Below are 9,398 nucleotides of genomic sequence, written 5' to 3' on the forward strand. Positions count from 1 at the left end.
CCTTTTCCATAATGGCAGGCAATGTTTCTTCCAGCCACGTTTTTCTTTCAAGCTCGTACTTTTCTTCTTCTTGGCGATCAGTCACAAAACGAGCTTTTTGATAACTGAAGCCCAGTTTTTTCATTAGGCTTGATAAATAGTTCAAGTTATAACGAACTTCAAATTTTAACCAAATAAGCTCGGCAATCATCGCAGTATTCCATATTCCACAATGAAATCCATTGTCTTCTGGGCCTTTCTTTATCAACTCAACCAATCTATTTTTCTGGTCTTTAGTTAACTTTGACTTCCGACCACGTCCTTGATAGTGTTGCCCTATTAATCAACCGACACCTTTATGCATGAATGTTTTCAGCCAATTTATAATGGTTTTTTCACAGACTCACATTAGGCGTGCTATTTCTTTGATTCCCATGCATTCACTGAACCAGAGTAGAGCTTGAGTTAATCGATATAAACAAATATTACTTAGCTTGAGAGCTGTCGCCATATTTTTTTTAGTCGGTCTACAATTGACTTTGAAAAAGTGAGGGATACCATTTTTGACTGTTTCCGTTAGTGTTGGAACGAAAATTATAAGCCAGTTTCCCCTCTGTCGTTTTTGTTTGTTCGGAAATTAATTTTCTGAAAGTCTATAACTCCTGTTTGACAGCCGGGTAGTCCATGAAAGCTTATTGTGCGAAACTATCCTGAATCTTTACCCCAAAGCACATAAAAATCAAGCCTATTCACCTACTGCAATGCTGTTGATTGAATGGATTAACGCAGCATCGCATTCAGTTGATCAACTATTTCAGCCCAGTCTGCATCTGCATCTTTTGCCTGTTGTAAAAAAGCCTCTTGCGATGGACTCCAGAATTCTGCCTGATATAAGTCCACACTTCCGCGCAAGGGCTTATGTTTATTGATGAAGGCATGAATTGTCCGGTCTGAGCTGTCTAGCCCTAATTGATCAAAAAGAGCCGCCAGAGTATGTATCGATGCTTCCATTATCTTCCCCCTAAAGTCCGGATATACAGCACTATAAGAAAGCGGAGTTTATCTGGTCTCGCTGCGTATGATGATTTTTGTCATGCCGATACTGCCCCGGGACATCATCACATGCCCCCAGAATTAACAGCCTCATTCATCAGTGTTCCCATTGAAAGAAGAAGTACCTAAACAAAGCAGCCTATAACCTACCTGAATGTAGCACCACTCGAATATTTCCATCTTTTTGATTTTAATCACTTATAACAGCAAATAGACACTCTGTAGGCACCGTAAAAGAACAACAAATAATTTCAAATAAAGCTTGCATTTACCGAAAAAATTTTTCTAAAAATTTCCGTTTTAATCACCTCATAACCGGATATCACCCATGCTTAAAGACCTACCACTCTCTGAACATATTCACCAACACTGCAATGAAAGTATGGAACGCGCCCTGTTAGCAGAGCGTCATCCTTTGCGGGCTCGTTCATGCCCAGAGTTGAAGGATATCGACTTTATTCGCCTTGGGTTATTACGCTGTATCAGTGTAGTCGATAGTGGTCGCCATTTCCTCCAAACCAATGAACAGATTTATGGCCAGCTGCTTCCCCACTCAACGTATTTTAAATCACTGAAGTCGCATAGACGAACAAGTATGCTTGAGGCATTTGAACAGCAGAGCTATCATCTTCACTCTGAAACACTGCTATCGCAAGGCACTGATTATCTTAAAGCATTCCCGGAACTTGACGAATACACCATAGAAGCAGCGGATGGACATTTTATTGATCATGCCTGCCATACTGAAAAAAAACAGCAATCGGGGAGTCGCTATTTTTGCGAAAGCTTGTTTTGGGCATCCCAGCCCAAGCAAGCAGCAAAAACTTAACGCGACCACTTATGCCTCCGGCGGCCCCGATTCGTCCTCGTCACCTCGTCCCGACCCAACAAGGGGTCGGAACATAGGCTCCAAATGACTTGACGCCGTGTCGGATGGCCTTTTATTTTGTCTCCACCTTCGCTAACGCTCAGACTCCGACAAAATAACGGCCCTACGGCTATCGCGGACTAAAAATCATCACTTCGCTTAGGCTCCGTTTCCCTGATTTTCAGCGGGGGAAAGTTCAGGCGGCCGGGGGGATTTACGCGTTGAATATCAGAAGTGGGTTGCTCAGATTTCTTTGTCTGGTGACAAACGGAACTCAGAGACATCAAGAAATACCTGTGTTACGAGATCATATTGAAAAGCAAAACAGCGGGGAGTCGCTATTTTTGCGAAAGCTTGTTTTGGGCATCCCAGCCCAAGCAAGCGGCAAAAACTTAACGCGACCACTTATGCCTCCGGCGGCCCCGATTCGTCCTCGTCACCTCGTCCCGACCCAACAAGGGGTCGGAACATAGGCTCCAAATGACTTGACGCCATGTCGGATGGCCTTTTATTTTGTCTCCACCTTCGCTAACGCTCAGACTCCGACAAAACAACGGCCCTACGGCTATCGCGGACTAAAAATCATCACTTCGCTTAGGCTCCGTCGCTGTCAGCCCCGGACGGGCTGATAGTCTCCAGAAGGCGCAGGGAAATTTGCCAATCCGAAGTGCGCGATAGCGCGCGAGGGAGGCTAAAATTTTATCCCGAATAGCCGTAGAGCCATTTGTGGTAGCCATGACTGAGCTGCTTTGTGCTCAGTCTGTGGCGGACGCAGGGCGGCTGGAGCATCTCCTATTCGCTGCGTAGGTGAACGAATTACGGCGACAGGAGTCCCGGAATTTCGTGAGGTAGCATGGCGCGCCTATTCCCTGATTTTCAGCGAGGGAAATAACAGCTCTCAGAAACATCTCTATGTCTACGATAAAGCCGTCACCGACTTTGTCTGGTGGGATCGGCAGAAACGACATGCTAATTACATGATTTCAATGCTAAAAGAAAATTCAATTGCGACTCTGGTTGAGTCTATCCCTTTTGACTCCCGCCATGAGATCAATACAGGGGTTGAAGCATACAGTGTGTACGAAAACAAGGGCATCAAATTTAACCTGGTGGATTACCGTGATCCAGAAACCGGAAAACTTCACCGGTTTGTGACAACCTTGCCAATGACTATTAACCCTGGAACCATTGCCATGCTGTATTTCAAGCGATGGACGATTGAAAAGACATTCAATAACACTAAAAGTAATTTCAAGGAAACTAAAGCTTGGTCTTCCAATACCCGCTCACTTGAAAATAAAATGCGCATGACTGCAATGAGCTATAATTTAACGCGCGTGTTTGAAGAGATTTCAAAAACACAACAGCCAGAATTGATTCATCCGTCGGATAAAAAATATAGCGAGGCTCTGGAGATTAGGCAGCAACAGGCTCAAAAACGAGATCGTTTTGTGAATCCATTATTTTTCCAGGCAAGAATATCTCGTATCAGCTCGTATACCATTCGGGCAGTTCAAAACGCAATAATAACAGGAATGTCTTTACAGTGCTTTATGAGCTCTCTTGTGGCGAGGTTAGTTTCACGGCCTCAATTGATAGGGGAACACTGATGGCCTCATTAGTAAAAGAATTCGCTTTTGCATAATAATCCCCCTGACAGGCGCGCCATGCTACCTCACGAAATTCCGGGACTCCTGTCGCCGTAATTCGTTCACCTACGCAGCGAATAGGAGATGCTCCAGCCGCCCTGCGTCCGCCACAGACTGAGCACAAAGCAGCTCAGTCATGGCTACCACAAATGGCTCTACGGCTATTCGGGATAAAATTTTAGCCTCCCTCGCGCGCTATCGCGCACTTCGGATTGGCAAATTTCCCTGCGCCTTCTGGAGACTATCAGCCCGTCCGGGGCTGACAGCGATAGCATGGTGGTTAAAAATATTGTTGAGAAACCATGACCCGTTATATTACTGTTCGATAGGCGTGCCAGCCTGTCTGCCCCATTCCGCCCAGGAACCATCATACATCGGTACATTAGTCAGACCTATTTGATATAAAGCCAATAATAACACAGCTGCAGAAACACCTGAGCCACAGCTAGTAACCATCGGTTGTGACAAGTTGACTTGGGTACTTTCAAACAGTAGGTGTAATTTTTGTCTGGATAATAATGTACCGTGTTCAGCGTCAGTTAAATGGGCATACGGCAGATTGATACTGTGTGGAATATGACCGGGTCGAAGATCTGCTGCGGCTAGTGCGCGCTGTCCTTGAAAGCTATCTGCTGAACGTGCATCAAGAATCTGCCGTACGCCTGATTGCTGAATTTTCAGCATTTGTGTTAAATCGCAAATTAGCTCAGGGCGATAGTCGGTCTTATAAAGTTTGCTGATGGGTGATGGCTGCTTTGTGTCTAGCGGAAAATTCTTGTGCTTCCAGTGTTTGAGGCCACCATCCAGAATTTGTACTGATGTATGTCCGAATATGCGAAACATCCACCAGACCCGGGCCGCTGCAAAAAAATGATTATTGTCATAGATAATAATATGACTGTTGTGATCTATCCCCATTTTCCCAACCGCATCAGAAAATTGGTTTGCACTGGGTATAGTATGCGGCAAGGGGCTAGATTGATCCGCAACCTGATCGATATCAAAAAACAGTGCTCCGAGAATATGTTGCTGGTATTCTTCTTTAGCATTACGTTGTTGTCTAGGCAGGTAGAACGTGGCATCAAGAATAACTAGCTTCGGGTTAGCAAGATTTTCTGCTAACCATGTACAGCTTACCAGTGCCGAGTCAGTCATTGTTATTCCCAAAGTCCCCTGTTGCAGAAAGTTTAACATAAGTTCTTGTACTATAAAGCCGTAAGGTCATAATGTCAATAACAGTGATTAACCGGAGTAGCAATGAACCAGGATAATGGAAAGATATGTGTTTATTATGATGGTGCCTGTCCAAAATGTATTAAAGGCAGGGAAACCTATGAAAAGCTTGCAGGGAAAACGGGTGGAAATGTTTGCTGGATAGATATTACAGGACAGGATCAGGCGCTGCGTGACTTAGGTATCGACCCACATAAGGCAATTACTGAGCTGTATGTTAAAGCCTGAATTCGTACGCTGAAAATCCTGGAAACGGAGCTTTAGCGAAAGATGGAAATATTCGAGTGGTGCTACCTTCAGGTAGGTTATAGGCTGCTTTGTTTAGGTACTTCTTCTTTCAATGGGAACACTGATGAAGGGGATAATGATTTTAACCCATCTTCGTCACTATTGATGATGTAGTTGTTATAAATCAATTTGTTGAAATTTTAAAAAGTAGCCAGTTGGCACTACAGATTTTGTGTTTTTGTATAAAACGTTGGATTTTTTAGAGTATTTTTGTCGCATGTAAATTACACTCAAATAATGATGATTTTTTTGACAAAAGTCCAGGCGCGCCATGCTACCTCACGAAATTCTGGGACTCCTGTCGCCATAATTCGTTCACCTACGCAGCGGATGGGAGATGCCCTGAACGCCCTGCGTCCGCAACGACTACGCACAAAAGCCGCTTCGTCATTACTACCTCACTGGCTGGACGGCTATTCGGAATGCAATTCTTGCTCCTCTCGCGTGCTGCTAGCACACGTCGAATCAGCGAATTGCCCTGTCGCCTATCACTCGATGTTCAAGTTTTTGATATTGAGAAGGTAAAATCAGGTATTCTGAGGTTGTTGTAATTTTATCGGTGTAAGCCCATGTTAATGAATGCCCCAGCCACCTTTATCCAAAGCTATATTGACGATTTAAATGATGCGCTCAATCAGCTAAAACCCGGAGCCGCTTTGACACGGATTCAAGCCGCTTGGTTGGGCACTTGTTTAACGGGCATACTGCTAATGAACTCTGTTTGCTGGGCTAAGTTTGAGCGAGCAAGCCTTGGAGATTGCAAAGTAGCCGCATTATCCTGGGTGTTTCGTAAAGCAAGTATACCCTGGGACTGGTTGCTACGGGTGAGTGTGGTCTTAATTTTAAAACGTTATGGCATTACTGAAGGTGTGTTGGCCTTTGATGAATCAGACCGAGCACGATCTAAGTCTACAAAACGTATTTATAAGGGTTACAAGCAGAAACACAAAGGCTCCGGCGGGTATGTTAATGGACAAACGATAGTATTATTGCTGCTAGTTACCTCATCCATTACAGTGCCTGTCGGTTTTTTCTTTTATATGCCGGATCCAGCCTTAAAGCAGTGGGATAAAGAAGATAAACGGTTGAAAAATAGCGGTATAGCAAAAAAAGACCGGCCTATTAAGCCTGAACGTGACAGTGCCTACCCGACCAAAACAGAGATTGCATTAGGCTTATTAAAAGAGTTTAAAGTTGCGCATAGCCTGATTAAAATTAAAGGCGTACTGGCTGATGCGCTGTATGGTGAAAAGCCTTTATGGACGAAGCCGCTAAAGAATCTGGAGGCTCGCAGGTGATTAGCCAATTACGTAAAAACCAAAATATTGAATATAGAGGTAGAATAAGGTCAGTCGAGAGCTACTTTAATTCGATTAACAAAGGCATTGATCAGATAATACGTGTACGTGGCGGCAAAGAGATTAAAGTGACTGTCAGCAGTGCACGATTAAAGGCGAGTTCTCACAGTAAAAAACGCTTTGTCATTGCCTTAAAATATGACGGTGAAAACGACTATCGCTATTTATCGGGGAGTCGCTATTTTTGCGAAAGCTTGTTTTGGGCATCCCAGCCCAAGCAAGCAGCAAAAACTTAACGCGACCACTTATGCCTCCGGCGGCCCCGATTCGTCCTCGTCACCTCGTCCCGACCCAACAAGGGGTCGGAACATAGGCTCCAAATGACTTGACGCCGTGTCGGATGGCCTTTTATTTTGTCTCCACCTTCGCTAACGCTCAGACTCCGACAGAATAACGGCCCTACGGCTATCGCGGACTAAAAATCATCACTTCGCTTAGGCTCCGTTTCCCTGATTTTCAGCGGTGGCGACAGACCTGACTTGGCGCACACAAGATATTATTCAAGCCTATACGTTGAGATGGCTGATTGAGGTTTTCTTTGAGGACTGGAAGCTTTATGAAGGATGGGGGCGTGAGGCCAAACAATTAGATGAAGAGGGATCAAGCCGTGGCCTGATTCTGAGTCTTTTGTTTGACCATTGCCTTCTCCTTCACCCAGAGCAAATAGCCCGCATTGAAAGCAAACTACCTGCGTATACCGTAGGAAGCTTACAGCGCAAGTCTCAAATGGATGTACTGCTTGAGTTCATCACGTCATTGCTAGAGTTTCCAGATCCTGGTGATAAGCTGAAAGAGTTAGGTGAATTAATAAAGGATGTGTTTCATCGGGGAGTCGCTATTTTTGCGAAAGCTTGTTTTGGGCATCCCAGCCCAAGCAAGCAGCAAAAACTTAACGCGACCACTTATGCCTCCGGCGGCCCCGATTCGTCCTCGTCACCTCGTCCCGACCCAACAAGGGGTCGGAACATAGGCTCCAAATGACTTGACGCCGTGTCGGATGGCCTTTTATTTTGTCTCCACCTTCGCTAACGCTCAGACTCCGACAAAACAACGGCCCTACGGCTATCGCGGACTAAAAATCTTCACTTCGCTAAAGCTCCGTTTCCCTGATTTTCAGCGACTGATGCCATCAGGAAAACATATGATTGGCAGAGATTTAGGGCGCTTAGGGCCAACACCATCATTAAAGTATTGTTCTGCTGGGTGAAGGTAAGAGTTTGATGGCAATGGGATGGAAAAACTTGAACATCGAGTATCAGGGACTAAAAATCACCACTTCGCTAAGCTCCGTTTCCATGATTTTCAGCGAATGAATTTATCGACAAAAATAATATAAATGGCACTACAAAACTTTCAAAAAAAACACCATTGATTTTAAAGAGAATTTTTCGACAAAAAATCGCTTAAACCGATGAATCAATAGCTTAGAAAGATAAAAGTGACGAAGATGGGTTAATGGCGTAATACCAAACCTTTCTGTCTACATGAATTATTAGCTGGAAGCCGCTTGTTGGTGCTACGTTTCTTGTAGGCAAATAATTCATGCTTGTTGCGCCACAGCTACTGACCTGCCATTCTGTCACTGATAGTTTGTCTGCAAGGCCAGAGGCTCCAGTGGATTTTGCACAAATAATACTTCGCTTTCATCATAGCCAACTGCAACAATCTGAAACTCCAGCTTTGGGCTATCCATGGGAAATTCTTTAAGGTTCATTGGTTGAGAAAAATCTCCCCAGTAGCGCTGTCGGTAAGTCACATCACCTGTTGCTGAAACTTCAAATGATTCAGGGAAAGTTTTGAAAAGGTGCTGCTGGTTGACTATTTGTATTCTGGGGTGCCATATTTTGTCGAATGCAACATTCTGGGAGACGCTGTCGGCTGCTGCCAGGCGTGGATCATGCCAGCGGAATTCAACATAGACATTAGCAACGAAACTCTGGCTTGCACTATCTACTTCATCAACATCGGTGACAAATATTGCGGTGTAGATAGTCGTTGCCGACTGAGATTCTAGCCCCGGACGCGAGATGTCAGCAGCGCTATTTAGCGCTGGTTAATAGCAGAGTAAGCAATAACAACAGACGTGTAATCATAGCTGGTGAGATCCGGTGGTTTCGTTATAACTCGATGTTCAAGTTTTTCCATCCCATTGCCATCAAACTCTTACCTTCACCCAGTAGAACAATACTTTAATGATGCTGTTGGCCCTAAGCGCCCTAAATCTCTGCCAATCATATGTTTTCCTGATGGCATCAGTTGAAACACATCCTTTATTAATTCACCTAACTCTTTCAGCTTATCACCAGGATCTGGAAACTCTAGCAATGACGTGATGAACTCAAGCAGTACATCCATTTGAGACTTGCGCTGTAAGCTTCCTACGGTATACGCAGGTAGTTTGCTTTCAATGCGGGCTATTTGCTCTGGGTGAAGGAGAAGGCAATGGTCAAACAAAAGACTCAAAATCAGGCCACGGCTTGATCCCTCTTCATCTAATTGTTTGACCTCACGCCCCCATCCTTCATAAAGCTTCAAGTCCTCAAAGAAAACCTCAATCAGCCATCTCAACGTATAGGCTTGAATAATATCTTGTGTGCGCCAAGTCAGGTCTGTCGCCACTAAATAGCGATAGTCGTTTTCACCGTCATATTTTAAGGCAATGACAAAGCGTTTTTTACTGTGTGAACTCACCTTTAATCGTGTACTGCTGACAGTCACTTTAATCTCTTTGCCGCCACGTACACGTATTATCTGATCAATGCCTTTGTTAATCGAATTAAAGTAGCTCTCGACTGACCTTATTCTACCTCTATATTCAATATTTTGGTTTTTACGTAATTGGCTAATCACCTGCGAGCCTCCAGATTCTTTAGCGGCTTCGTCCATAAAGGCTTTTTCACCATACAGCGCATCAGACAGTACGCCTTTAATTTTAATAAGGCTATGCGCAACTTTAAACTCTTTTAATAA

The 9,398-nt window shown here is 44.3% G+C and carries 21 protein-coding genes; 13 read left to right on the forward strand and 8 right to left on the reverse strand.

Annotation, left to right across the window (positions count from 1 at the left end; genetic code table 11):
• Nucleotides 1-247: helix-turn-helix domain-containing protein (locus tag K6984_RS29230; protein WP_221898502.1), on the reverse strand; the 247-nt coding region annotated here is incomplete at its 3' end.
• 512 nt (nucleotides 248-759) lie between these two features.
• Nucleotides 760-990 carry a DUF2789 domain-containing protein gene (locus tag K6984_RS29235; RefSeq protein ID WP_221898503.1) on the reverse strand — a complete coding sequence of 77 codons (231 nt, stop codon included), beginning with the start codon at nucleotides 988-990 and terminating at the stop codon, nucleotides 760-762.
• Nucleotides 991-1,360: 370 nt separating this feature from the next.
• On the opposite strand from K6984_RS29235, the gene K6984_RS29240 reads away from it, so the two are divergent.
• From K6984_RS29240 to K6984_RS35455, 4 genes are all read left to right on the forward strand, one after another.
• The gene (locus K6984_RS29240; protein WP_221898504.1) at nucleotides 1,361-1,861 is read left to right on the forward strand and encodes a hypothetical protein; all 501 of its coding nucleotides are present in this window, start codon (nucleotides 1,361-1,363) and stop codon (nucleotides 1,859-1,861) included.
• The gene (locus K6984_RS35450) at nucleotides 1,810-1,938 is read left to right on the forward strand and encodes a hypothetical protein (protein WP_263458596.1); all 129 of its coding nucleotides are present in this window, start codon (nucleotides 1,810-1,812) and stop codon (nucleotides 1,936-1,938) included. Before K6984_RS29240 ends, K6984_RS35450 begins: the two co-directional genes overlap by 52 nt.
• A gap of 183 nt (nucleotides 1,939-2,121) precedes the next feature.
• Nucleotides 2,122-2,373 carry a hypothetical protein gene (locus tag K6984_RS29245; RefSeq protein WP_221898505.1) on the forward strand — a complete coding sequence of 84 codons (252 nt, stop codon included), beginning with the start codon at nucleotides 2,122-2,124 and terminating at the stop codon, nucleotides 2,371-2,373.
• Between the two features lie 27 nt (nucleotides 2,374-2,400).
• Nucleotides 2,401-2,529 carry a hypothetical protein gene (locus tag K6984_RS35455; RefSeq protein WP_263458919.1) on the forward strand — a complete coding sequence of 43 codons (129 nt, stop codon included), beginning with the start codon at nucleotides 2,401-2,403 and terminating at the stop codon, nucleotides 2,527-2,529.
• Here the strand turns inward: K6984_RS35455 and K6984_RS29250 are convergent.
• Nucleotides 2,476-2,637: a hypothetical protein gene (locus K6984_RS29250; protein WP_221898506.1), complete on the reverse strand. Its 162-nt coding sequence runs from the start codon at nucleotides 2,635-2,637 to the stop codon at nucleotides 2,476-2,478. The genes K6984_RS35455 and K6984_RS29250 overlap by 54 nt on opposite strands.
• 12 nt (nucleotides 2,638-2,649) lie before the next feature.
• Here K6984_RS29250 and K6984_RS29255 point away from each other — a divergent pair, with 12 nt between their 5' ends.
• Complete coding sequence (locus K6984_RS29255; RefSeq protein WP_221898507.1) at nucleotides 2,650-3,510, forward strand: transposase; 861 nt, start codon at nucleotides 2,650-2,652, stop codon at nucleotides 3,508-3,510.
• Here K6984_RS29255 and K6984_RS29260 read toward each other — a convergent pair.
• Nucleotides 3,452-3,673: a hypothetical protein gene (locus tag K6984_RS29260; protein ID WP_221898508.1), complete on the reverse strand. Its 222-nt coding sequence runs from the start codon at nucleotides 3,671-3,673 to the stop codon at nucleotides 3,452-3,454. The genes K6984_RS29255 and K6984_RS29260 overlap by 59 nt on opposite strands.
• Before the next feature lie 12 nt (nucleotides 3,674-3,685).
• On the opposite strand from K6984_RS29260, the gene K6984_RS29265 reads away from it, so the two are divergent.
• Nucleotides 3,686-3,949 carry a hypothetical protein gene (locus tag K6984_RS29265; protein ID WP_221898509.1) on the forward strand — a complete coding sequence of 88 codons (264 nt, stop codon included), beginning with the start codon at nucleotides 3,686-3,688 and terminating at the stop codon, nucleotides 3,947-3,949.
• Here K6984_RS29265 and sseA read toward each other — a convergent pair.
• The gene (sseA, locus tag K6984_RS29270; protein WP_230988352.1) at nucleotides 3,865-4,716 is read right to left on the reverse strand and encodes a 3-mercaptopyruvate sulfurtransferase; all 852 of its coding nucleotides are present in this window, start codon (nucleotides 4,714-4,716) and stop codon (nucleotides 3,865-3,867) included. The two genes, K6984_RS29265 and sseA, sit on opposite strands and share 85 nt — an antisense overlap.
• A gap of 90 nt (nucleotides 4,717-4,806) precedes the next feature.
• Between sseA and K6984_RS29275 the strand changes: the two genes are divergently transcribed.
• On the forward strand, nucleotides 4,807-5,010 hold the full coding sequence (locus K6984_RS29275; RefSeq protein ID WP_221898510.1) for a DCC1-like thiol-disulfide oxidoreductase family protein: 204 nt from the start codon (nucleotides 4,807-4,809) through the stop codon (nucleotides 5,008-5,010).
• A 290-nt stretch (nucleotides 5,011-5,300) separates the two neighbouring features.
• Here the strand turns inward: K6984_RS29275 and K6984_RS29280 are convergent, their stop codons facing one another.
• Nucleotides 5,301-5,444 carry a hypothetical protein gene (locus tag K6984_RS29280; RefSeq protein ID WP_221898511.1) on the reverse strand — a complete coding sequence of 48 codons (144 nt, stop codon included), beginning with the start codon at nucleotides 5,442-5,444 and terminating at the stop codon, nucleotides 5,301-5,303.
• On the opposite strand from K6984_RS29280, the gene K6984_RS29285 reads away from it, so the two are divergent.
• From K6984_RS29285 to K6984_RS29305, 6 genes are all read left to right on the forward strand, one after another.
• Entirely contained in the window at nucleotides 5,401-5,595 is a 195-nt protein-coding gene (locus K6984_RS29285; RefSeq protein ID WP_221894995.1) for a hypothetical protein, read from the forward strand. The genes K6984_RS29280 and K6984_RS29285 overlap by 44 nt on opposite strands.
• A 44-nt stretch (nucleotides 5,596-5,639) precedes the next feature.
• Complete coding sequence (locus K6984_RS29290) at nucleotides 5,640-6,368, forward strand: transposase (RefSeq protein WP_221898512.1); 729 nt, start codon at nucleotides 5,640-5,642, stop codon at nucleotides 6,366-6,368.
• Nucleotides 6,329-6,664 carry a hypothetical protein gene (locus K6984_RS29295; RefSeq protein WP_221898513.1) on the forward strand — a complete coding sequence of 112 codons (336 nt, stop codon included), beginning with the start codon at nucleotides 6,329-6,331 and terminating at the stop codon, nucleotides 6,662-6,664. Before K6984_RS29290 ends, K6984_RS29295 begins: the two co-directional genes overlap by 40 nt.
• A complete protein-coding gene (locus K6984_RS35460) occupies nucleotides 6,613-6,741 on the forward strand; it encodes a hypothetical protein (RefSeq protein ID WP_263458596.1) in 129 nt (42 codons plus the stop codon). The genes K6984_RS29295 and K6984_RS35460 overlap by 52 nt, the downstream gene beginning before the upstream one ends.
• Before the next feature lie 149 nt (nucleotides 6,742-6,890).
• On the forward strand, nucleotides 6,891-7,409 hold the full coding sequence (locus K6984_RS29300; RefSeq protein WP_221898514.1) for a hypothetical protein: 519 nt from the start codon (nucleotides 6,891-6,893) through the stop codon (nucleotides 7,407-7,409).
• 16 nt (nucleotides 7,410-7,425) lie between these two features.
• Complete coding sequence (locus K6984_RS29305) at nucleotides 7,426-7,635, forward strand: hypothetical protein (RefSeq protein WP_221898515.1); 210 nt, start codon at nucleotides 7,426-7,428, stop codon at nucleotides 7,633-7,635.
• Nucleotides 7,636-8,007: 372 nt separating this feature from the next.
• Here K6984_RS29305 and K6984_RS29310 read toward each other — a convergent pair whose 3' ends face one another.
• Both K6984_RS29310 and K6984_RS29315 read right to left on the reverse strand, forming a co-directional pair.
• A complete protein-coding gene (locus K6984_RS29310) occupies nucleotides 8,008-8,457 on the reverse strand; it encodes a ligand-gated ion channel (protein WP_221898517.1) in 450 nt (149 codons plus the stop codon).
• A 140-nt stretch (nucleotides 8,458-8,597) separates the two neighbouring features.
• Nucleotides 8,598-9,398 (reverse strand): transposase (locus tag K6984_RS29315; protein ID WP_230988353.1); only part of this gene is annotated, 801 nt, incomplete at its 5' end.

It is taken from the genome of Bathymodiolus japonicus methanotrophic gill symbiont, from assembly GCF_019721995.1.
GTDB lineage: Bacteria > Pseudomonadota > Gammaproteobacteria > Methylococcales > Methylomonadaceae > Methyloprofundus.